The 22469-nt window shown below is 35.4% G+C and carries 24 protein-coding genes; 2 read left to right on the forward strand and 22 right to left on the reverse strand.

From position 1 onward, the window contains the following. Positions 1–72: 72 nt before the first annotated feature. The 18 genes from LG34_RS01320 to LG34_RS01400 form a co-directional block, all read right to left on the reverse strand. Positions 73–270, reverse strand: a complete 198-nt coding sequence (locus LG34_RS01320) for a mobility-associated LCxxNW protein (protein ID WP_109214524.1) — start codon at positions 268–270, stop codon at positions 73–75. Then, positions 263–1042 carry an IS21-like element helper ATPase IstB gene (gene istB, locus LG34_RS01325; RefSeq protein ID WP_109214525.1) on the reverse strand — a complete coding sequence of 260 codons (780 nt, stop codon included), beginning with the start codon at positions 1040–1042 and terminating at the stop codon, positions 263–265. Before istB ends, LG34_RS01320 begins: the two co-directional genes overlap by 8 nt. Continuing rightward, positions 1039–2589, reverse strand: coding sequence for an IS21 family transposase (gene istA, locus LG34_RS01330; RefSeq protein ID WP_109214526.1), 1551 nt, complete (start codon positions 2587–2589; stop codon positions 1039–1041). Before istA ends, istB begins: the two co-directional genes overlap by 4 nt. 137 nt (positions 2590–2726) lie before the next feature. Further along, complete coding sequence (locus tag LG34_RS01335; RefSeq protein WP_109214527.1) at positions 2727–3023, reverse strand: hypothetical protein; 297 nt, start codon at positions 3021–3023, stop codon at positions 2727–2729. A gap of 283 nt (positions 3024–3306) precedes the next feature. Then, a complete protein-coding gene (locus tag LG34_RS01340; RefSeq protein ID WP_109214528.1) occupies positions 3307–4545 on the reverse strand; it encodes a nucleotide sugar dehydrogenase in 1239 nt (412 codons plus the stop codon). Between the two features lie 14 nt (positions 4546–4559). Further along, positions 4560–5423 (reverse strand): esterase-like activity of phytase family protein, encoded by an 864-nt coding sequence (locus tag LG34_RS01345; protein ID WP_242979767.1) that lies wholly within the window; start codon positions 5421–5423, stop codon positions 4560–4562. Beyond that, positions 5420–6880: a lipopolysaccharide biosynthesis protein gene (locus tag LG34_RS01350; RefSeq protein WP_109214530.1), complete on the reverse strand. Its 1461-nt coding sequence runs from the start codon at positions 6878–6880 to the stop codon at positions 5420–5422. The genes LG34_RS01345 and LG34_RS01350 overlap by 4 nt, the downstream gene beginning before the upstream one ends. 2 nt (positions 6881–6882) lie before the next feature. Beyond that, the gene (locus tag LG34_RS01355) at positions 6883–8064 is read right to left on the reverse strand and encodes a hypothetical protein (protein ID WP_109214531.1); all 1182 of its coding nucleotides are present in this window, start codon (positions 8062–8064) and stop codon (positions 6883–6885) included. A gap of 8 nt (positions 8065–8072) precedes the next feature. Then, a complete protein-coding gene (locus tag LG34_RS01360; protein ID WP_109214532.1) occupies positions 8073–9182 on the reverse strand; it encodes a radical SAM protein in 1110 nt (369 codons plus the stop codon). 2 nt (positions 9183–9184) lie between these two features. Next, positions 9185–10234 carry a polysaccharide pyruvyl transferase family protein gene (locus LG34_RS01365; protein ID WP_109214533.1) on the reverse strand — a complete coding sequence of 350 codons (1050 nt, stop codon included), beginning with the start codon at positions 10232–10234 and terminating at the stop codon, positions 9185–9187. Next, a complete protein-coding gene (locus LG34_RS01370; RefSeq protein ID WP_109214534.1) occupies positions 10209–10988 on the reverse strand; it encodes a glycosyltransferase family 2 protein in 780 nt (259 codons plus the stop codon). The genes LG34_RS01365 and LG34_RS01370 overlap by 26 nt, the downstream gene beginning before the upstream one ends. Positions 10989–10998: 10 nt before the next feature. Beyond that, a complete protein-coding gene (locus tag LG34_RS01375; RefSeq protein ID WP_109214535.1) occupies positions 10999–11751 on the reverse strand; it encodes a glycosyltransferase family 2 protein in 753 nt (250 codons plus the stop codon). Between the two features lie 9 nt (positions 11752–11760). Further along, positions 11761–12444: a sugar transferase gene (locus tag LG34_RS01380; protein ID WP_109214536.1), complete on the reverse strand. Its 684-nt coding sequence runs from the start codon at positions 12442–12444 to the stop codon at positions 11761–11763. Between the two features lie 27 nt (positions 12445–12471). After that, a complete protein-coding gene (locus LG34_RS01385; protein ID WP_109214537.1) occupies positions 12472–13674 on the reverse strand; it encodes a DegT/DnrJ/EryC1/StrS family aminotransferase in 1203 nt (400 codons plus the stop codon). Positions 13675–13708: 34 nt separating this feature from the next. Further along, positions 13709–13861, reverse strand: coding sequence for a hypothetical protein (locus tag LG34_RS16990; protein ID WP_242979768.1), 153 nt, complete (start codon positions 13859–13861; stop codon positions 13709–13711). Beyond that, complete coding sequence (locus LG34_RS17225) at positions 13851–13973, reverse strand: hypothetical protein (protein WP_270368174.1); 123 nt, start codon at positions 13971–13973, stop codon at positions 13851–13853. The genes LG34_RS16990 and LG34_RS17225 overlap by 11 nt, the downstream gene beginning before the upstream one ends. A gap of 45 nt (positions 13974–14018) precedes the next feature. Further along, complete coding sequence (locus LG34_RS01395; RefSeq protein ID WP_109214538.1) at positions 14019–16001, reverse strand: polysaccharide biosynthesis protein; 1983 nt, start codon at positions 15999–16001, stop codon at positions 14019–14021. Between the two features lie 33 nt (positions 16002–16034). Beyond that, the gene (locus LG34_RS01400; RefSeq protein WP_146190162.1) at positions 16035–16571 is read right to left on the reverse strand and encodes a transcription termination/antitermination NusG family protein; all 537 of its coding nucleotides are present in this window, start codon (positions 16569–16571) and stop codon (positions 16035–16037) included. A 222-nt stretch (positions 16572–16793) separates the two neighbouring features. Between LG34_RS01400 and LG34_RS01405 the strand changes: the two genes are divergently transcribed. Next, a complete protein-coding gene (locus tag LG34_RS01405) occupies positions 16794–17762 on the forward strand; it encodes a tyrosine-type recombinase/integrase (RefSeq protein ID WP_109214540.1) in 969 nt (322 codons plus the stop codon). 370 nt (positions 17763–18132) lie between these two features. Here the strand turns inward: LG34_RS01405 and trpS are convergent, their stop codons facing one another. Next, positions 18133–19176: a tryptophan--tRNA ligase gene (trpS, locus tag LG34_RS01410; protein ID WP_109214541.1), complete on the reverse strand. Its 1044-nt coding sequence runs from the start codon at positions 19174–19176 to the stop codon at positions 18133–18135. 222 nt (positions 19177–19398) lie between these two features. Beyond that, a complete protein-coding gene (locus LG34_RS01415; protein ID WP_146190163.1) occupies positions 19399–19911 on the reverse strand; it encodes a hypothetical protein in 513 nt (170 codons plus the stop codon). A gap of 423 nt (positions 19912–20334) precedes the next feature. Between LG34_RS01415 and LG34_RS01420 the strand changes: the two genes are divergently transcribed. Continuing rightward, positions 20335–20931 carry an AAA family ATPase gene (locus LG34_RS01420; RefSeq protein WP_109214543.1) on the forward strand — a complete coding sequence of 199 codons (597 nt, stop codon included), beginning with the start codon at positions 20335–20337 and terminating at the stop codon, positions 20929–20931. Positions 20932–21099: 168 nt separating this feature from the next. Here LG34_RS01420 and LG34_RS01425 read toward each other — a convergent pair whose 3' ends face one another. Both LG34_RS01425 and rpe read right to left on the reverse strand, forming a co-directional pair. Continuing rightward, positions 21100–21747, reverse strand: coding sequence for a thiamine diphosphokinase (locus tag LG34_RS01425; protein ID WP_109214544.1), 648 nt, complete (start codon positions 21745–21747; stop codon positions 21100–21102). A gap of 21 nt (positions 21748–21768) precedes the next feature. After that, on the reverse strand, positions 21769–22422 hold the full coding sequence (gene rpe / locus LG34_RS01430) for a ribulose-phosphate 3-epimerase (RefSeq protein ID WP_118702429.1): 654 nt from the start codon (positions 22420–22422) through the stop codon (positions 21769–21771). Positions 22423–22469: the final 47 nt, after the last annotated feature.

Consider the following 22469-nt stretch of genomic DNA (forward strand, 5'->3'; position numbering starts at 1 on the left):
GTGGCTCTCGCCACACCGGACTGGCGGCTCTGCCGCACCGTAATATTCACGGAGCAGAGTGCAGTCATTTAGTTAGTATTCATCAGGAATAGCTATTCCGTGTTCTGTAAGAAGTGCTTGTAAACGGTCAATATATTCTCTTAAGTGCTGGATTTCTATCCAATTATCATGACACAGTTCATCGGCTTCCTCTAATTCGTGGCGGATTATTTCATAATCCATAAACTTGATGCATTTATGGTCTTTGCTGAAGGCACAATAGTCAGTCATGGACAGCTCCTTTCCGGGAAGCGTTAATGCCATGGCGTTCCCTCATGGATACACGGCCATCAATCATCACCTCATAGGAATTATGAATGATCCGGTCGATGATTGCTTCGCAAATAGTGGCATCACATTCATTTCCAATGCGGTTGTACCAGCCTTTTGGTTCAAACTGTGTACAGAAAATCACAGAGCCTTTCACACTACGGGCTTCGATGATCTCAAGAAGTTCCCGTGTCTGTTCCGTAGATATTGGACTTAGCAGGAATTCATCCAGGATTAAAAGATCAATCTTCTGATATGCTTTGATCACCTTTTTCAGCGTGCCGTCCCCATGTGCAACAGCCAGTTCATTCAATAGATCCGGCAGACGTACATAACGTACCTTGATAAAGTTCCTGCAGGCTGCGATCCCGAGCGCACAGGCGATGTATGTTTTGCCATTCCCGGAGGCTCCTTTTAAAATGATATGGTGGTCATCGGATATATATCGGCAGGTGGAGAATTCCAGCATCTGTCCTTTATCCAGATTTCGGTCAGGATGATACTCGATATCTTCCATGCACGCATTGGGATAACGGAATTCAGCATTGCGGATAAGCTTTTGCAGTTTTGTGCTTTTTCGCTTATCCCATTCTTTATCAACCAGCATACCGAAGCGATCTTCAAAGGATAATCCCTGATAGGTCTCAGGATCCCTGCACTGGCATTCAAAAGCATCTGACATTGCAGATAATCGCAGATCATGCAGCTTATCTATGGTTGACTGACGGATCATGAACGGTCACCTCCTTCGTAATAGGAGGCACCTCTGGTAATGCCATACTTGGAACTTTCTTTATTAAAAGCGCTGGAAGCAGCTTTCTCTACTGCCACTTTGTCCTGACCATTTTTCAAAATGGTGCTGATATTTTTCAAACTTGGGCTTGGCGTGTAACTAAGTGCCTTAACACAGGCGTTTTCCAAACGTTCCGTACCATAGCGGTCCGCAAGTTTCATCAACGATGTACAGGATTTGTAACCCTGTTGTTCTACCTTATGCATATATAAAAAATGTTTTACTACAATAAGGGTGGAACAGCCAACATTCTTTCCCCAGTCCAGAAAACTGTCGGTGTTGTATTCCAGAAACTTTCTGTGATTTTCAGGCATATGTTCTGGTACATAAATCGGTTCCGGAGAGTACAGCTTACGCACATGCGATGCAATACGGTTGTTATGGTAAAAAACTTCAATACTGTTTTCAGTGACACGGATATCGACCTTCTTACCGATAAATTCATACGGGACAGAATACTTGCAATCTCCGATTTTTATGAGATAATCGGGTTGTATGGTGGCAGTTGACCAGACAGCCGTTTCATACGGGGAAGCAGGTAATGGCATGAGGAAGTCCTTTTCTTCTTCAATAAATGCAGATAACCTGCTTCCTTTCTTTTTCTGGAAAGGTTTCGCATTGAATTCTTCAAGTTTTTCATGGATGGCTTTATTAAGCTCATCAAAAGTGAAGAACTTCCGGTTTCTTAAGGCTGCAAGGATCCATATTTCAAGAACTTTTACAGTACCTTCCGCATTCGGTTTATCCTTCGGCTTTACCGGCCGGGCAGGAATAATTGCAGTTCCATAGTACTCTGCCATTTCATGGTAGGATCGGTTAAGTATAAGCTCTGTCCGTGTGTTTTTGATCACACCTGTTTTAAGATTATCTGGTACAAGAATACGTGTTACGCCACCAAAGAATGAATAAGCATGGATATGAGCTTCTATCCAGTGGTTGGATTTCATATCCGGGAATGCTTCCGCATATCCATACAAACTGCATGGAAGAACGGCAACAAATATATATGCAGGTATGTCACTGCAACTGGCAGCATCATAAACTTTAAGCGTATCGCCTACCCAGTCTACCTCCATTGTTTCTCCAGGTTTGCGCTTGATTCTGAGAGTTGCCTTCTTTGATGCAGCATAGGCATGATATTTGTCATTGAACTGTGAATGCTGATATGGAATCGTATGCTCAGCTTCACATTTTGCACAGTATTCTGCCCATAAAAGTGAGAGTGTTACACCGGGCTTGGCCAGTTCATTGTAAACATACTCGTAATCAGGGAGTCTTCTTCCCTCATTATTGCCCCTGCCTGGATAAAACAGATGCCCAATATCTCTGTTAGTCAGAGTTTCTGGAATAGGCCATTCCAGAGAATGTGTTTCAGCAAGCTTAAGCACCTCTGAAACTGTGTTGCGTGAACAGCATAAGCTGTTAGCAATGGCTACATTGCTGAACTTCAGACTATGCAGTCTGATGATTTCACGATAATCAGTCATGGTTATCGACCTCCTGTAATGAATTTACACAATTTTATGTGCATAGATTCATTATAGGCGATTGCACTATAGAGCGGAAATACCTGCTCTGAAATATCGGATTTAGGTGCTCTGAATTTCTGGAAAAGATGCACTACTTAAATGGAATATACATCTGGCAAAATCTCATAATGCCGTTTAAAGCTTTCCCCTTCCGGTAACGAATATTTGTTTTCCACAAATCCATCAAATGCGGTAAAAATCAAAAGATTCGCAACTAAATCGATATTAACGAATCTGGAACGTTCTCCAATAATATCCGAATGTATAATAGATACTGTCGATTTTAAAGAAGTGTCATCATCATAGCATACCGGCCTGATTTCTATTGAACGCAAACGCAAATTCGATGACTCTATCATATCTACAATTGAATTTATGTACTGTTGATCCATAATTTAATTCTAACCTCCCAGATGTATGCTAGCATCATTTTAACACATGGCAAAAGAAGTAAATATCTTTTTTAGTTTTATTCTGCAATAATTTAGGAGCTGACAGCTTTTCTATAAATCTTCCAGATAAACATCTATCTCTAATTTCACATTAACATATCATCACTGATAAATGAGAGTTTTTCATTTTTATCAAACTTGCTCATACTTTCTCATTTTTTCGTGTCAATCCAATCATATTATACTGATACTCTGGCACTTTCCAGTGCCAGAGTATTCATTTTTAATCCCTTTTAAAAATATCCCTTGTATATACTTTATCCTGTACATCATCCAAACAGCTATCATATCTATTTGCAATGATTGCCTGACTCTGCTCCTTAAATTTATCCAGATTGTTCACAACCTTGCTTCCGAAGAAAGTGCTTCCATCTTCCAATGTTGGCTCATAAATAATAACTGATGCCCCTTTAGCTTTAATTCTCTTCATAACTCCCTGTATAGAGGACTGGCGGAAATTATCTGAATTTGATTTCATAGTAAGACGATATACACCAATCACAACATCTTTTTCCATAGAAGCATCATAAGTATTTTCATCTCCATAAGCATAATATCCTGCTTTCTGTAATACACGATCTGCTATGAAATCTTTCCTTGTTCTATTAGACTCAACGATTGCAGACATCATGTTCTGCGGAACATCCTCATAATTAGCCAAGAGCTGCTTGGTATCTTTTGGTAAACAATAACCACCATATCCAAATGACGGATTATTATAATGCGAACCGATTCTAGGATCAAGACACACACCGTTAATAATCTGCTGTGTGTTCAGTCCTTTCATTTCTGCATAAGTATCAAGCTCATTAAAATATGAAACTCTAAGAGCCAGATATGTATTAGCAAATAATTTGACTGCCTCTGCTTCTGTAAATCCCATAATCAATGTATCAATATTTTCTTTAATTGCACCTTCCTGTAACAATCCGGCAAACGTGTTCGCAGCTTTTACCAATCTGGCATTTTCAACATCTGTTCCCACAATAATTCTGGACGGATACAGATTATCATATAATGCTTTTGACTCTCGTAAAAATTCCGGACTGAAGATAATATTATCACAGTGAAATTTCTCTCTAATGCTTGCAGTATACCCTACCGGAATTGTAGATTTAATTACCATAATTGCATCTGGATTATATTCAACAACCAGCTTAATGACCGCTTCTACTGCTGATGTATCAAAGAAATTCTTCTTACTGTCATAATTGGTCGGAGCTGCAATTACAACAAAATCTGCATCTTTATACGCTGCTTCTGCATCCAATGTAGCTGTCAGATTCAGTTCTTTTTCCTTCAAATACTTTTCAATATACTCATCCTGGATTGGACTGATTCTTTTATTAATCTTCTCAACTTTCTCTGGAATAATATCTACTGCCATTACCTCATGATTTTGAGATAATAATGTGGCAATAGAAAGTCCTACATATCCTGTTCCTGCTACTGCTATTTTCATTATATTTCCCCCATTTACTGATAATTTTCTTTGGTTTGTAACTTATTTAAAAAATACATATTAACTTGATTGATTGGCGTTTCAGCGTCATGATAATAACCATCATTTAGCACATACAATACATCATCAACAATCGTAATCCCTTCAATTGCATATGAATCTTTCAATACATATAATGGTTTAACTTTACTTGTTTTTAAGTCAACTGTATAAATATAGCTATCTCCATGATAGTCTACACCTGCTGAAAAATATATCAAATCATTTTTTTCGTCTAAAAACAATTGATCTTGTCCTTTTATATGTATTTTAATTGTTTTTTGTACTACGCCATCATATGAACAATTATATAAATAATTATTTGTCAAAATCCAAAGCGTGTTACTCCTACTATCATTTGTAATGCCAGATGGTTCTTTTATATCAAAACTTCCTAATTCATTTCCTTTTTCGTCTATATGGCGAACTTTGTTTTCTCCATAAGAACATAACCAGATAGTTCCATCTGTTGACTTAGTAACTCCTTGTATATCTCTCATATTCTCAAATTTTAAATAACAAGGTATATCTCCTTTAATAGCCGAAAAATCCTTTTCAACTATTTCGACAGAAGCCTGGAAAGTTTTATCATTAGGCTTATATTTACCTGCATTCCCTATAAAAAAACACTCTTCTTCTTTATCCCAATAAAGCCCTGTACATGTAAATCCTACATTAGTTTTTTCTTTGTCCGGCAATTTTAATATTTTATTTGCATATATTTTGTCACATTTCTCTTGTTCAATTTTTACTCTAATACGTGGTAAAATTATATATCCTACTGTAAAAAATATTATGAGAAAAAATAACATAAAAATTAATCGTTTTTTCTTCTTCATACTTTCTTTCCTTTTCTCAGTTCTGGTATCCATTTTTTCCTTGTTGCAACCAACAATACAAACATCATTAAAGCCAACAAATATCTAGCAACTGCATTTTTATATACAGCAACCATAGACAACGCCACAATACTCGTACCTATAAGTATTGTCATTTGCATTTTTGTATTAAAATAATTTTTCATTTGTATCTCATTATCAATACATTCTTTTCTTGCTAATACAAAATATAAAATCATGACTATTAAATAGCTTACTAATGACGTATATCCACCAGCAACATATCCAAAAATCGGAATAAAAATAGCATTTAAAATTATATTACACACTGCTGCAAATACTGACGCAAACAAAATAAATTTCGTCTTTTTATAGTAGAACAAGATATTTACATATTGTTGATATATATACATAACAATAACACTAATTGCTAATGGTGGCATAACCCATATTGCCTCTAAATATTTTTTCCCTCCTAAAATCAAAATTATTTCTGGAGCCATCACAATTTCCGCAATAGCGCAAAAAGCAACTATAATTGTCCCGACTGTTATCAATTTACTTTTATCTTTCGACGAATCCTTTAACTTTAATTCCTTAAACAGCCATGCCTGTAAAGATAAATTCAACGCACCACTTATAACAAAGATGACCATAGCTGCACTATATGACACACTATATAAAGCAGCATCTTCATAACCATCAATTTTTTGTATCATTAAACGATCCGAATGATTTAATAATATCATTGATAAGTAATATGGCATCAATGGCAAATTATATTTCAATGCATCTATTGCATAGTCTTTTTTCCATAATGTGGATGTATCTTTATAATTTGATATAAAAAACGGAATTGCAACCCCTAACTGGATTACTGTCCTTGTAGCTATAACATAAAATATAGGATTATCTAAATTAAGGAAAACAGTTAATGCACCAACGATAGGTCCGATAAGACCATATACAATTATTGCAAATAACATTTTCTTATATTGGTTATCAACTCTTTGTCTTGATGACCACAATCCAAAACTGATAGTTCCTATAAAAGAACATATCATCAGTATACTTAACGGAGTACTTATTCCAGTAATATAATTAATACCCTTGTGAAACATTAAATACATTAATGTCCAAATCACAATCAATACAATACTCAATGATTGCATAGTTGCTGTATATGTTGTCCTATTTTCATCGTCCCTTACTAATCCTGCAACATAACCATTGCTGTATATTCTCAATGTTATAATAATCTCAAATATTTCTAGCCAGGACATAAATATACTATATATTCCATATTCCTCCGTAGCTAAGTAATGCGTCAGTATAATCATTACCAACCAAGGCGCAATTTTTTGTATTATATTTCCCACTGCATACCAAGACGCAGCTTTCATTTCTACTGACATATCTCTATATTTTTTTATGATTTTTTTAAGAAAAAGTTTCATATTTAACTCACTTCTATTGACTGATAAATCTTGCTATTTCCAAAAAAGAAAATAGCAATAAAAATAGTTGATAAATAATGAATCCATATACTCGATCCTGTCATTCCGATGCCTATATAACATAGCAACATAAAATACATAAATTTTTTACACTTTAAAGGTGCAATATACTTTATCGTTCTTGCACGAATCAATGTAATTCCAAGAATAATGATAGTTCCCCATATTCCGAAAAATATCAAAAATTGCAAAACAACATTATGTGCATAATAATATTCACCCGACGTAATATATAGCGGAATTCCAAATCCTCCTGGCAAACCGACTCTACCTCTTATATACTCTACACATGCCGTATAAATATAATCTCTGTTGGTCAAGTATATCTCATTGCTTTTTATTTGATTTATCAACAAAGTAACACTTCGAGATTGCATTCCATATTGTGCTAGTTTTTGGCTTACCCAATATAAAATATCTATTAAATTGTTTAGCAAAATATATGCCGATACTACCAGTCCTACAATAATTATTAGTTTCTTCCATAACTTTATTTTACCTGAATATACATATGCAAATAAAATCATGCACGCTGATATTACTGCAGACATACGTCCACCCAAAACAGCAGTTACAAGAATATTAATGGCAACATTAATATATAACCATTTTCTTTTTTCAATTCCCTGAAGCACCATGTAAGAACCAATAAATACATTTGGTACACATATACTTGTAAATATTGAATAATGCACTAGCCCTTGTTTAAGTAAGACAACTGCAACTAATACCAACGGTAAATTTAATTTAGAAAATTTCCACCATTTTTCAACAAATATTCTTAAATCAAATATATTATTTGAAACACACAAACATGGAACTGCTATGCCAACCAACGCTTGTATACCTTCTATAAATACATAATATCGATAAGGCACTACTATATAATTAATGATTATCGCAGAACAAAAAACAAACAAAAATGTAAGCACACGTTTATTCATGCTCATTGTCGTTCCTATTGCTATTATCGCAAGCATCATATAAATTAGATATTCATATAACGATGAAATTTTAAAAGTGTTTTCTAAAATATTCGCAAAGTATGGAACATAAATATATATCACCAATATAATTGCAAGTATTCTACTTTTCTGTTTTATATTTCTTTGTCCATTTCTCATATCGCACCTTATTTCTTGCGTTTTCTTATAACTTTATTATATATTTCTTTCCAGTCATATAATGCCGTTTTGAAAAATATAAACGGATACTTTCTTTCATAACTATTCTTTTTCTTTTCATCCCATACTTCATTGTTATCAGCTAATTTTTGTGAAAATGCATCTTTAACTTCTTTCGACAACCATTCTCTACCATCTTCACATACTCTGTTACGAATGTCAGCGTATGTTGGTGTTTCTAATTCTGGAACTACTCCCAAGGTTAAAAATGCATGACCATTATAACAATATGGCTGTCTGCAATGTTTTCCCACTGGATTAAAGATTATTGGTTGTTCAGGATTTTTAAATATATTTTGATTACTAAGCTGTCCATAACATGGCTTAGCAGCCCCAGTTCCTAAATCAACGTACAAAGTCCAAGCTCCCGCATAACAAAAATCATCTATTTTTTTCTGAAAAATATCCAATTTGAAATCAAACATTGTAGAATCAAATTTTCTCCAAACAGACTCATACTCTTTTCTTGACATAGATGTCAAAAGATCTTTTTTCTCAGTCAAATCATTTCGTCCTACTGTAATTTGACATGCTGCTCCTAGTTCTGATTTACAAAGATTTATAATTTCATCAATATCATCAATCAATCCATCATAAGGCATTAACTCAACAGTAAACGAACATCCCTTTTCCCACATCTTTTTCACATTTGAAAAGTATCTATCTATCCATCCTTTTTTCTTTAACTCTGCATAGTGGAAAGAGAATTTGAACTCCAAATGCTCTAACAAATTTCTTGGAAACTCAGCAATTTCATCAAATCGACTTGTCAATGTTCCATTTGTTACAACCTCTAAAAAATGTCCTTGTAATAATAATTGGTAAATATATTGAGGCATTTCTTTCGGAATAAGAGTTTCTCCTCCTCCCGTTAGATTTATAATACAAGTGCCTCCTAACCTCTCTTTTGAAAGACATTTGCCAACATGCTCTGGAGTATATAAAAATTTGGCTGCTCCTTTTTCATTTTCTTTCAATGCTGAAATATAACAATATTCACATTTAAGATTACAATTCTTAATTGGTACATTGATAACTAACAATCTTTTAATTTCCATACTTAATCCTTTCGTATTACGTCTGCCATTTTTTCAAAATAGTTTAGCAATTTTTCTCTATCATATTTTTTATGTTTCCATATAGTTGTTCTCTTTAATTTTTCAAGCACTTCACTTAACGAATCAGCTCTTACAATCATATTTGTATCATCAAGCCAATCTGCCACTCCAAAAACTTTACCAGTTTTATTATTTAAAACAATGCATGGAGTCCCATTTAATACAGAAAACAGCATTGCATGTAAACGGTCTGTTATAGTAATTTCCGCATTTTCAAAAGTTTCCCACGACTTTTGTAACTCGCTTATTCGCTTTCTTAAAACAACTGGCGATTTTATAACAGTACTAACTTTTCTAATATTATAATTTTGTTTTATTTTTTCATAAAAATCATCAATATTTTCTTGCTCAGATTCGCAATCCTCTCGAATACATACATTTATCACATTCTCATGTCCAGTACATTTTTCCTTTGTTACTATATTTTTCCCATACAAAACCATATCTGGCACTAAATATACATCTGAGTTTCCTGTAAATTCAAATTTTTGTTTTATAAAATTGTAAGACTTTCTTTCTCTTACAAATATATGTAAATTACTATGTTTTTTTAATATTTCATTTGTTATTCTGTATTCCTTCTCTCCCAGTTCGTCTGAAGTATAATATACTGTTTGTGGAAGAATAATAATCTTATTATTTGGGTAGTTCTGCACAATCTCACGTATAACACATTCATTATGTATCCATAAATTCCCCATCCATCCACCACCCGAAATTACAACTAAATCTTCAGGTGTTACTGCATTTTTTATTATTTTTTTTTGTGTATGATACATAGGCATCAATATTTCAAAATATTCATAGTCCGGGAAAAAATCTTCAAAAAAATATTGTTCTTGGATTGCGATTGCATGATCCCCCAAATTACCATGCATAGGTGTTCCAACCAAAAAAATCTTTTTATTTTTATTTGATTTTAATTTTTTTATTGCCGAACGCCATCCAGGATAAGCTACTGACAGTTTAATTTGTTCTTTTAAAATATTCATTATATCCCTCAAAAAAGTATTTAAAATTATTTTCTTTTTTTAACATCAAATCTCTAAGTAAAACTAATAAACAAATAAATATATTAAAATTCTTTCCATAAATTGCCCCTTTAGCAATAATTTGTTTGTTGCTACTACCATTTTCTTTCTTTTTATGATAAACCGTTACCTCTGGTATATAAAAGATTGTATTTTTTTCATAATTACTTAAAAGGAAATCCACTTCTTCTCCACATACAAATTCGCTCCCCAAACCTAAACGTTCATCAAATTTTTTATTCATCACTAAATCTTTCTTAAATGCAACTTCAATAGACGATTTTGACATGAGCTGTAATTTGTTTCTTACATACTCTTCGTTGGAAGTATAATTTTTATATGGAATATTTTTTTCCGGATCAAAAATCTGTGATAATACAATTTTAGCACATTGTCTTTTTTTAAATGCATTTACAATAATTTCAAATGCATTTGCAGGATACCAACAATCATCATCAGATAATACTACTATCTCGCCTGATGCCTGCTCTAATCCTCTATTTCTAGCTCGTGATAATCCTTTTACACTCATTTCAATTTGCTTTATATCCAAATTACTATATTTACAAATTATATCTTTTACAATTTCATGATTATCCTGCGTTACAAATATAATTTCAAAGTCTTTATATGACTGTTTTTCCAGTGTTTCTAATAATCGTCTAATTGCCCTTTCTCTTGTTCCTAACGTAGGAACTAATACTGATATTTTCATATTTATTTCCTTACTTAATTTTTAGCAATTTAATCACACACCAATATGCTATATGAAAAACACTTCTGGCTATGCTCAGATGTTCTATATCTCTATATAAAATCCAATGATATTTAATTACCTTAAATTTATTACTTGAAATAGAATTTTGTCTTATGCGGTATTTCATAAGTACCGATCTCATACCATAAATGTATTTTTCTTTTTTTAACATTTGAAGCCACAAAGCATCATCGTTTCGTTTTCTAATATTAGGGACTTCAAATTTCCCCATCTTTTCTACGTTGTACATAACCGTAGAATTTCCTACCGGGCAATCTAAAAGCACTCGATTATAATCAGCCTTTGGTACTGTCTTTATAATTTTATTTAACGATTTTCCATTTTCATCAATTTGTTCATACGCTGTACAAGAAAATGCAACATCATACTTTTTCATAAATACTAATTGCTTTTTCAATTTTTCTTCTGGCCAAATATCATCAGAATCTAAAAAAGCCATATATTCCCCATTTGCCAATTCCATTGCTTTTGTTCTTGCAACAGCAGCTCCAGAATTATTTTCTAAACAAAAATATTTTATTCTACTATCTTCTTTTATATATTTATCGACAATTTCTTTTGTATTGTCTGTCGAACAATCATCAACAATAATCATTTCCCATTGCTGATAAGTTTGTTTCTGAACAGATTCAATTGTTTCCCTTATAAACTTCGCACAATTATATGTTGGCGTAATAACTGATACTAATCCTTTTTCCATACACACTCCCTACCTAATCACTGCAAAAACTGTTTTTATCATTGTTCCTATATCATGTATAAAACTAAATTTCCTAATACTTTCAAGATTGTATTTCATCTTCTCCGGAAGAACTTTTTCTACATATACTTTGTCCACATCGTCTGCTTTATCCAATAACTCCGCTTCATCTTTATATTTTATACTCGCCTCAGATGTAACTCCCGCCGGTAATAACAACGTAGCAAACATTTCCGGTGTATACTTCTTTACATAATGTGTACTTTCCGGTCTGGTTCCTACAAGCGTCATATCGCCTAAAATAATATTTATTAACTGCGGCAATTCATCCAAACGATATTTACGAAGTTTTTCGCCTACCCTCGTAACTCTACTGTCATTGGATACGGTAACCTGGGTGCCGATTTTATCTGCATTAGCAACCATTGTTCGGAATTTAAATATCTTGAATTTTCTTCCGTATTGTGTAACACGCTCCTGACGATAAAACACTCCTCCTTTAGAATCTCTTACAATCATAATTGAGATAGTAATTAATACAGGAGAAAATGTTACGAGCATAACAGATGCAGCAAATACATCAAATCCTCTTTTTAAAGCCAAACTAATTTTTTTCTTTTTTAAACTGTCATAATATGGACGAACTTCCTCCGTCTGCATAAATTTTGGTAATTTCTCCCATTCTCGTAACATCTGTATCTCCCATTTCTGCTATTATATTTAAATATATTCTTTCACAATTCTACTAAACTGCTTGATCACATATTCCACTTCTTCATCTGTAAGTTTTGTGTGAAGCGGTAAAGTAATCTCATTTTCAAATCTCTTATATGCATTAGGATAATCTTTAATATCAAATCCCATATTTTTGTATGCAGTCATCATTGGCAACGGCTTATAATGCACATTGCAGGCAACACCCACTTCTGCCATTTTCACAATAATCTCATGCCTCTGCTCCAACGTAATTCCCGGAACTCTTGTTATATACAAATGACCTGATGACTGATGGTTTTCCGTATAGTGATTTAATACCTCTATTCCGATTGGCTTAAATGCTGAATCATATTTCCCTATAATTTCTTTTCGACGTTCAAGCAAGCCTTTATATCTCTTCATCTGTGCCAGTCCGATTCCAGCTACAACATCAGTCATATTACATTTAAACCAAGGTCCAATGATGTCATACTCCCATGCTCCAAGCTGCGTTTTCGCAAGTGCATCTTTTGACTGACCATGAAGTGATAATAACTGATACTGATGATAAATTTCTTCGTTATCAATTCCCTCAATATCTTTCCAAACAGCAGCACCACCTTCTGCAGTTGTAAAATTCTTAACTGCATGGAAACTGAAATTTGAAAAATCTGCAATACTTCCAACTGGTTTCTCTTTCCAGGTTGCACCAAAAGCATGTGCTGCATCCGCCATAACAATCACTCTGCCGATGCTTTCCTGTATTTTATTTACCGGATGGAATAAGCCTTTCTTACGTTCTACAATAGAAAAAATCCTATCATAATCACATGGTACTCCACCGAGATCTACCGGAATAATTACTTTTGTTTTTTCAGTAATCGCATTCTCCAACTGCTCATAATCCATTTCAAGAGAATCTCTCTGCGTATCAATTAAAATAAGTTTTGCCCCTACATGGCATACTACAGACGCACTTGCAGTATATGTATACGCACATGTAATGACTTCATCGCCCTCTTTAATTCCTAATAAACGCAAGGTCATTTCTGCACATGCTGTCTGTGAATTAAGACAAACAGCACGATTTACTCCACATAAATCTGCAACCTCTCGCTCTAATTCTTTTGTCTTAGGCCCAGTTGTAATCCATCCGGATCTTAATGCTTCTGAAACCTGTTCAATTTCTTTTTCTGTTATATCTGGCGGTGAAAATGGAATCTTCATAATATCGTTTCCTCCTTTTATCTGACTGATTATTTTAGGAAAAACCTGGCTCAACACCCGTCCTTCCTACATCTTCTTTTACCCAATCTGCATTCAGATCATTTTTGACTATTTCATTCTTTTTTAAATAAAAAACAATTTTGCTATCCCTTGCCTCAATAGCACTAACAATCATTTCAGCATCCAATAGATTCTCTGGGAATTGCATCAATATTTGCATATTCCTGTTCGCCCTCTTCTGTTGTCAAAATAATGGAACCTTTGATTTTGTCTAATATTGATTTTGTTTCGTAATGCATATGCGTCCTTCCCGTATTTTTATAAAAAAACAATCTTGTTATATTTTATATAGCTACTGCTTCTTCCCTTTCAGGATCGCTCTTTTTTTGATGTACAACAAATTCAGCAACTCGATTAACTTCTTCCGGCTTTTTAAATGTTGGTACAGCTTTTCTTAATACTTCTCTTGCCTGTGAATCATCTCCTGTTTCACAAACTTCTCTAAGCATATTCAAACGAGTATTAATTTCTTCCGGACTTAATGCTGAATCACGCTCAATAAATATCATGCTGTTACTTGTTTTATCTAATTCTTCTGTTTTAACCAACAATTCTTCATACAACTTTTCCCCCGGTCTTAATCCGGTTTCCACAATTTCAATTCCCTGTACACCAGACAATCGAATCATATTCTCTGCCAAATCCATTATTTTTACAGGCTGTCCCATATCCAATACGAAAAGCTCTCCATTATTTGCCATAGCTCCACTTTGAAGTACAAGCTGTGATGCTTCTGGAATTGTCATAAAATATCGAATAATACGTTTATCTGTAACTGTAACTGGTCCACCATTTGCGATCTGACGTTTAAATAACGGAATAACTGATCCAGCACTTCCAAGTACATTTCCAAAACGTGTTGCACTATATTTTACAGTTCCATGCGTACTTGCGCTCTGCACGATCATTTCACACATGCGCTTTGTCGCACCCATAACATTGGTGGGATTTACAGCTTTATCTGTAGATACCATCATGAAACGTTCTGCATGATATTCTTCACAAAGTTCAACCAGATTTCTTGTACCGAACACGTTATTATAAATAGCCTCAACACAGTTATGTTCCATCAACGGAACGTGCTTATGAGCTGCCGCATTGATAATAATTTGTGGATGATATCGATCAAAGACTTTTTCCAATGCTTTTCTATGTGTAATTGAACAAATTTCTATTTGAAGATCCAAAGCATTTCCATAAGCGATCTTCAATTCCTGCTGAACATCATAAGCTCCATTCTCATAAATATCTAAGATAATGATTTTCTTCGGTTCCATCTTTGCAAGCTGTCTGCACAATTCAGAACCAATAGAGCCTCCTCCACCAGTAATTAACACTACTTTATCTTTGTAATAAGCATTCGTTCTCTCATCCGAAACAACCAAAGGTTCTCTAAATAACAATTCTTCAATATCAAACTCTCGAAGATGCCGTTTTCCTCCTGCTGTACGCATTGTCGGATAATCATAGACCTTCAACTTATAGCCAAATTTCTTATAATATTCATAAAGTAATTTTTTCTTTTGAGCATCCATTGTCGGAATTGCAAAAACAATTTCCTGTATTTCTAACTCTCTCAATTTTTCAAAAGTCGCTTCATTTTCTGATAAAACAGGAATTCCATGAATTACTCGTCCCACTTTTTCACTGTTAATATCAATAAAACTTCTTGGTATATATGTAGTTTCGGAATTACTTAATAATTCTTCTGCTAACCCAACACCAATTCGTCCTGCACCAATAATTGCAATCTTTATTTTTTGTACATCATTCTGACTTTCTGCATCTAAACCAGAAAATAAATGCAATAATATAGAAAGGATTTGCCCTCCTTTCGTTTCCTGATTTGCACATTTATATGCATAGCGATACATCATGCGAAGTGCTAATGCTCCAAGTAAATTCAAGCTTGCTAACGAAAGCATTCTTGCAAAAGTAATTTTTTGAACTGGAAGAATCAACTCCAGACACAGATAAATGCAAAATGCAATCACATCTGTAAAGAACAATCTGACATAACATTGGATTCCACCATATCGCCAAATCTGACTGTAGATTTTTCCAATAAAGCGTCCTCCGAAAATACATACAAAAGACAGGCATACCTGCTGAAGTATCCCTGTCGGTGATAATTTGTCCATGCCGCCATAAAGAACTAATAAGATTATGGAAACAATCGCAAAAATTAAGACATCATACACAGCTAACATCCACCGTATATTTGTCTTCTTTTCCTTTTTCAACTCATTCTCATTTGTACTACTCATTACTACTCTCCCTATTTTTCTTCATGTACAATTTCAACTTTTTGTTTTTATCTCCAACCCCATACAAAGTTCCATCTCCCCTTTTGCATAAGGCAGACTGATCCGCGCCAGCCGTTTATGTCGATCTATTTTTCTGATCCGTGACTCATAACCAACCAATGGTCCCTGTGTCACATATGTTTTTCCCTCTGCGATATACCCGGTGGACATTTTCATATGATGAGATTCATCAGACAAACGGCGCAGTAATTCTTCTTCCTGCGTATCTACAGGCGTGACAATACCGCCGGTTGCCAGTATTTTGGATGCCAGCTCATTTCGATTCATTTCTTTCTCAAGTTGTTCACCATTGCTGCTTTCTATGAAGAAATAATCCGGAAAGGAAAGAGAACGTTCCAGATGCCATTCACCCTGATAACGTTTCATTCGGTCGTATGTAAAAGTAAAGACACAAGCCGCTGCCTGTTCAGATAATGTTTTTTTACAAAGCTCCATCAGATTTTGCATGTTCTGATGCGGGCAATACACTACATACCAGATAATGATCCCTCCTTTTTTCGTAGAATACATAAATCTACGAAATAAAGTATATGCCCAATAACTAAAAAATGCAAGGAATAAAACATATCTCAGCATAATGCTCAAAAAGTCGACAATCTCTGTAATGCTTATTGTAACATTTTGTTTTGTTTATTTTCTTACATATGAGTAATTATATTTCCTTATTGTATATATTCTTTTCTATACATACAGCATTTCATGCTATAGTTTAGCAAAAAGGAGAAATCATTTATGAAAAAATCAGAAAAATTCTTTTCGACATTGCTAGAGGAATGGTTAGAGCAGACAAAGGAACCGGTAAAGCATTCAACATATTGCAAATATGAACAGATTACACGTTTACATCTCAAACCGTATTTTAAAAGCATCGACTGTGCCTTAATTTCACAGGAAATCATCCGGGCTTTTTACGAATCATTAAACCAGGATCCATCTAATGAAAAAAAACTGTCTACCACATCGCTTCGCTGTGTGTATATGATTTTGAATCGTACGCTCGGCTATGGATATGAACATGGTTATTTACAACTACGTCTGAAATTGTCTCCAAAATTATCACGCGACCGTCATCTGGTTCGCGTTTTTTCCAAGGAAAATCAATCTTTACTGGAACAGTATTTATTTGATCATCCGTCTCTGTATGCCTGCGCAATCTTACTGGCCTTGTATTCTGGAATCCGTATTGGTGAGTTGTGTGCCCTGAGATATGATGATCTGAATCTCGCCGATGGCTATTTAAAAATCGTCCGAACGGTGCAAAGATCCGTTGTTATTTCCCAACAAAAAGCAAATCATAAAAAGACGGAATTAGTGATATCAGAGCCCAAAAGCAAAAATGCATACCGATTGATTCCACTTCCAAATTTCATAATTGTTTTTTTAAAAGAGCATTTGCTTTTTTCTGAATCACATCCGTATCTCTTTTCAAAATCTGGAATTACGCCATTAGATCCACGAACGCTACAATATTTTTATAAAAATACTCTGGAGAAGATACAAGTGCCATATTTAAATTTTCATTGCCTGCGGCATACTTTCGCAACCCGATGCATTACTTTGGGATGGGATATTCGAACTCTCAGTGAAATTTTGGGACATGCGGATATCAAGATCACAATGGAATATTATTTCCATTCTTCTATGGAGTACAAGAAAATACAGATGCAGAAATTCAAGCCGTTGATTCAGTGTGCAGGATAAAAAGTTATATATCAGATCAAACAGGGTGGTCAGTAACGTTTTCAGGCGTTACTGATTTTTTTTTGTGTGATAATTTCGCAGATTTATGTATTCTATGAAATTATTTTTACCAGATACTCATGGCATTATTCACAAAAATGAGCCATTTTGGCTTCTACGTTCCTTGGATTTTCCCTCTTTTTTCTTTCAAACCAGTAAATACAAGGCTTTCCATAGTTTTCCCAAATAGTGCAACTTGCTTCCAAGATAGATGCAAAAACTTTACAAGAATGGCTGTCCTCAAAACGGTAAACCAATACTCTTATCTTCGACAAAAATAATCCCCGTAGAGAAATGCTTTTACAAGCAATTTCCTACAGGGATATTTTTATTAATCAAAATAATTAATCTGCATTGCAGCACGTACATCCTTCAATGTAGCAGCTGCCTTCTTCTCAGCAACTTCTGTACCTTTTTTCAGGATATCATATACATCCGGAATACGCTGCTCCCACATTTTACGTCTCTCACGGATCGGTGCCAGTTCTTCCTGAAGTACGTTATTCAGGAATTTCTTTACTTTTACATCGCCAAGACCACCGCGGGTATAGTGTGCTTTCAGCTCGTCCAGATTCTGATAATCCGGCAGGTACTCTGCGAAATGTTCCGGTTTACTGAATGCATCCAGATAAATAAATACCGGATTTCCATCAACACGTCCCGGATCTTCTACTCTCAGATGGTTCGGATCTGTGAACATGGACATTACTTTTTTCTTAATCTCATCCGGTTCATCGGACAGATAAATGCAGTTTCCAAGAGATTTACTCATTTTTGCCTTACCATCGATACCCGGCAGACGTAAACAGGCCTGATTGGTCGGAAGTACGATCTCCGGCTCTGTCAGTGTCTCACCATATACGCTGTTGAATTTATGAACGATTTCTTTACACTGTTCGATCATCGGCATCTGATCCTCGCCAGCCGGAACGGTTGTGGCACGGAAAGCAGTAATGTCTGCTGCCTGACTGATCGGATAACAGAAGAAGCCAACCGGAATACTGGATTCAAAGTTTTTCTGCTGAATCTCAGCTTTTACAGTAGGGTTTCTCTGAACTCTGGATACGGTAACCAGATTCATGTAATAGAATGTCAGCTCGGTCAGTTCCGGTACCATAGACTGGATAAAGATCGTTGCTTTCTCCGGATCAATACCACATGCCAGATAATCCAGTGCAACCTGGATGATGTTCTGACGAACTTTCTCCGGATGCTCTGCGTTATCTGTCAGAGCCTGTGCATCTGCTATCATAATATAAACTTCGTCGTACAGTCCAGAATTCTGTAGACGAACTCTTTCTTTTAATGATCCCACGTAATGTCCGACATGAAGACGGCCTGTCGGGCGATCACCTGTCAAAATAATTTTACTCATGTTTCTGCTACTCCTTTACATACCTAGTATTATATGCCACCAGAGCTTTATCGTCAACCAAAGGAGACGTTTATTTCTCCAGTAAATGCCGATATTTTGCCTTCCTTTCCCCGGCTATCCTTTTTGTACCAATATCCATCTTTTTTATATTTTATCTGGGTTCCCTCACTGGTTCCTTCCTGCATTACGATATATTGACTTTCAATATTCTCACAAAACATATTAATCCCTCACTAACACATCTTTGCTTGTCAACTGTTCTCCCGGAAATCGGAACCATATATAATCGTTATAACTTACTCCATGTGTTTTTCGAACTATTTCATATGGATTGTATTCTTTTAATCCCAGATTTTCCAAAATCTCATTGATATCCGCACGTCCCTTTTCCCAACAACGCATTTCAAAAATCTTTCCAAGCTGATATCGCGTCATTTTTTTCTCTGCAAAAAGCTGTTTTCCCGGATTTTCCGTATATTTTGATACTGTAACATTCTTTCCTCTTACATATACACGTGCTGTAATATCATCTTTCCAGTATACTTCAAACGAAAAATTATCCAAAATAGAATCCTGCTTTTTCCTTTTTATATAGCATTTTATCATCTGCTCCAGGCTCTCAATATCTAATTTCAAATTTTTCACTTTTTCTGACAAATCAGAAATCTGCATCTGCTTTTTTTCTTCGTCTACAATACTTCCCGGTTTTACCGCTCCCAGATACTTACTGACCACTTTCCCATTTTCACGATGTTGGGAATAATAGTATAAATCCCCATTGATTTTTTTTATTATAATGTTACTTTTCCTCTCTTGCAGCTGCTCTAGTTTTTTTTGATATTCTGTCAAACGTGCTTCTGCTTCTCTTTTTTGATGAATCAAATCTGTGTATATCATGTTTATATCTTTCATAATCTATCACCCTTTTTATTTTAACATACATATTTATATTTTAAAATATATGTTGGTTATTTTTTCTGTTTTTTATTAAGGAATTGAAACACATCTCTCAAACTGTATGTTACCTTTTCCATTCCTCATATGTTATAATATAGGTGGGTAATTACATCAGATAGAAGATAAAATAATTCCATCTGATATGGTCTCTGGAGAGGGACACGAAACAATACTACTACACCATGGGAAGAAGGTATTTATATGAAGAAAACGATCATTACCATCAGTCGTGAATTTGGCAGCGGCGGTCATTTCATTGGGGAAGAAGTGGCAAAACGCATGAATATTCCTTACTATGACAAGGATATTATTTTCCAGATTGCAGAAAAAACCGGCTATTCAGAGTCTTTCATCCAGGAACAATCCGAATATGCTCCATCGAAGAATCTGTTTGCCTATGCGTTTGTAGGACGCGACCGCACCGGAAGTTCTCTGTCTGATCAGGTTTATGTCGCTCAGACACAGGTAATCAGAGATCTGGCACAGAAAGGTTCCTGTGTAATCATAGGACGTTGTGCAGATTATATTCTGAAAGACGATCCGGATGCATATCATATTTTCATATGTGGAAACGAATCGGAAAAAATCGCACGTACACAGAAGCTTTTCGACTTAAGTGAAAAAGAAGCTCGCAATATGAATCAGGATATGGATAAAAAGAGACGGCTGCATTATGAATACTATACAGACCGTAAATGGGGTGATTTCAAAAACCATTGTATGATCCTCAATACCAGCGTACTCGGATTGGAACGCTGCATTCAGTATATTGTAGAATTGATCGAAGTAGCTGAATAATAATATCTACATAGCTCAAAAGGATATTCGCAATTCGTTTACGCTGTTTGCTCATAGCAAAATAGCTGCTATGCAGCTTATCAGAAGGACATATATCCCCTTCTAAATATAAGAAAGCCCCCTGCTTATTGCTTCACGCAATGATAGCAGGAGACTTTCTTAATTTTGCTAATCCCTGGACTCAATTACCAACAAGATGCCTTCTTCACAGGAAATGGTAGCTGTTTCCGCTTTCAGCTCATTGCTGACTCCGCGGGCAATTCCACTGACCAGTGTAAAATTTTCCACTTCATAAGCAAATCCTTTTAAAGTGATTCCTCTGACTTCCGGAGTAAACGGAAGCAATGATACATATTTTCCAAACTGGTCTGTTTTTTTTAATTCTGCGAATTTATCCACCATGCGGATCCGGTTGTGAGCATCCACGATCTGGCAGGAAACCTTTCTATCCAATGCCAGTTTCAGCATCTGGATATTTCCCATCACATGATCCAGACGTGTTCCGGTGGCACCGATCATAGTAATCGCATCCGCCCCCGCATCAATCGCACGAAGCAACGCAAGTTCCGTGTCCGTCTCATCCTTATGTGTCGGAAACCGCTCCATCCGTTCCAGACAAACCTTCTGGAAATATTCATAAGATTCCCCATCTACAGAATCAAAATCACCCAAAATCAGATTCGGCATAATTCCCGCTTCATGACAGAACTTCATCCCTGCATCTGCACAAACAACATAATCCCAAGTTCTTTCTTTTATATATTTAATCGCAAATTCAGTCTGAATCGTTCCTCCTGTTATAATCAGGCAACGCATAATTCTTCACCTACTTATGTTCTACTTCTCCATAATATCAAGAAATCCCCGTACATTCTCCTGAATATCTCCTTTGAACACGGCAGTTCCCGCTACAATAATATTCGCTCCCGCATCCAGAACTTCCTGCACATTTTTCAGAGAAACACCACCATCTACCTCGATATCTGCCTGGCAGTTTTTCTCTTTCATCATCTGCTTGAGATCACGGATCTTCTGTGTTGTATACGGAATGTATTTCTGTCCGCCAAATCCCGGGTTTACACTCATCAAAAGTACCATATCACATTCCGGAAGAATGTAATCCAGTACGGAAAGCGGTGTTGCCGGATTTAATGCAACGCCTGCAAGCACGCCGCGGTCTTTGATCGCATGAATGGTGCGATCCAGATGCTTACATGCCTCCGCATGTACCGTGATCAGATCTGCGCCTGCATCTACAAATTCATCGATATAGCGCACCGGCTCATCAATCATGAGATGTACGTCAAAAATACGGTCGGTACATTTCCGGATGGATTTGATAACCGGAAGTCCGAAAGAAATACTTGGTACAAAGCTGCCATCCATTACATCAATGTGTACGTACTGTGCACCTGCTTCATCCAGCATTTTTACCTGTTCTCCTAAGATAGAGAAATCAGAAGCAAGCAGTGAAGGTGATAAACAATTCATTTTTTTCATACTCCTTATTTTTATCATATTAGCATTTTGTTCTATGC

Source organism: Eubacterium ramulus, assembly GCF_003122485.1.
GTDB lineage: Bacteria > Bacillota > Clostridia > Lachnospirales > Lachnospiraceae > Eubacterium_I > Eubacterium_I ramulus_A.

Coding starts and splice junctions, on each gene's coding strand:
- rpe (WP_118702429.1), bottom strand. CDS start 22,422: ATGAATTGTTTATCACCTTCACTGCTTGCTTCTGATTTCTCTATCTTA.
- LG34_RS01400 (WP_146190162.1), bottom strand. CDS start 16,571: ATGTATTCTACGAAAAAAGGAGGGATCATTATCTGGTATGTAGTGTAT.
- LG34_RS01375 (WP_109214535.1), bottom strand. CDS start 11,751: ATGGAAAAAGGATTAGTATCAGTTATTACGCCAACATATAATTGTGCG.
- LG34_RS01335 (WP_109214527.1), bottom strand. CDS start 3,023: ATGGATCAACAGTACATAAATTCAATTGTAGATATGATAGAGTCATCG.
- LG34_RS01365 (WP_109214533.1), bottom strand. CDS start 10,234: ATGAATATTTTAAAAGAACAAATTAAACTGTCAGTAGCTTATCCTGGA.
- LG34_RS01360 (WP_109214532.1), bottom strand. CDS start 9,182: ATGGAAATTAAAAGATTGTTAGTTATCAATGTACCAATTAAGAATTGT.
- LG34_RS01425 (WP_109214544.1), bottom strand. CDS start 21,747: ATGCGTTGCCTGATTATAACAGGAGGAACGATTCAGACTGAATTTGCG.
- LG34_RS17225 (WP_270368174.1), bottom strand. CDS start 13,973: ATGCATTACGAAACAAAATCAATATTAGACAAAATCAAAGGTTCCATT.
- LG34_RS01350 (WP_109214530.1), bottom strand. CDS start 6,880: ATGAAACTTTTTCTTAAAAAAATCATAAAAAAATATAGAGATATGTCA.
- LG34_RS01405 (WP_109214540.1), top strand. CDS start 16,794: ATGAAAAAATCAGAAAAATTCTTTTCGACATTGCTAGAGGAATGGTTA.
- istB (WP_109214525.1), bottom strand. CDS start 1,042: ATGATCCGTCAGTCAACCATAGATAAGCTGCATGATCTGCGATTATCT.
- trpS (WP_109214541.1), bottom strand. CDS start 19,176: ATGAGTAAAATTATTTTGACAGGTGATCGCCCGACAGGCCGTCTTCAT.
- LG34_RS01345 (WP_242979767.1), bottom strand. CDS start 5,423: ATGAAGAAGAAAAAACGATTAATTTTTATGTTATTTTTTCTCATAATA.
- LG34_RS01355 (WP_109214531.1), bottom strand. CDS start 8,064: ATGAGAAATGGACAAAGAAATATAAAACAGAAAAGTAGAATACTTGCA.
- LG34_RS01370 (WP_109214534.1), bottom strand. CDS start 10,988: ATGAAAATATCAGTATTAGTTCCTACGTTAGGAACAAGAGAAAGGGCA.
- LG34_RS01395 (WP_109214538.1), bottom strand. CDS start 16,001: ATGAGTAGTACAAATGAGAATGAGTTGAAAAAGGAAAAGAAGACAAAT.
- LG34_RS01320 (WP_109214524.1), bottom strand. CDS start 270: ATGACTGACTATTGTGCCTTCAGCAAAGACCATAAATGCATCAAGTTT.
- LG34_RS01340 (WP_109214528.1), bottom strand. CDS start 4,545: ATGAAAATAGCAGTAGCAGGAACAGGATATGTAGGACTTTCTATTGCC.
- LG34_RS01420 (WP_109214543.1), top strand. CDS start 20,335: ATGAAGAAAACGATCATTACCATCAGTCGTGAATTTGGCAGCGGCGGT.
- LG34_RS01385 (WP_109214537.1), bottom strand. CDS start 13,674: ATGAAGATTCCATTTTCACCGCCAGATATAACAGAAAAAGAAATTGAA.
- istA (WP_109214526.1), bottom strand. CDS start 2,589: ATGACTGATTATCGTGAAATCATCAGACTGCATAGTCTGAAGTTCAGC.
- LG34_RS01380 (WP_109214536.1), bottom strand. CDS start 12,444: ATGTTACGAGAATGGGAGAAATTACCAAAATTTATGCAGACGGAGGAA.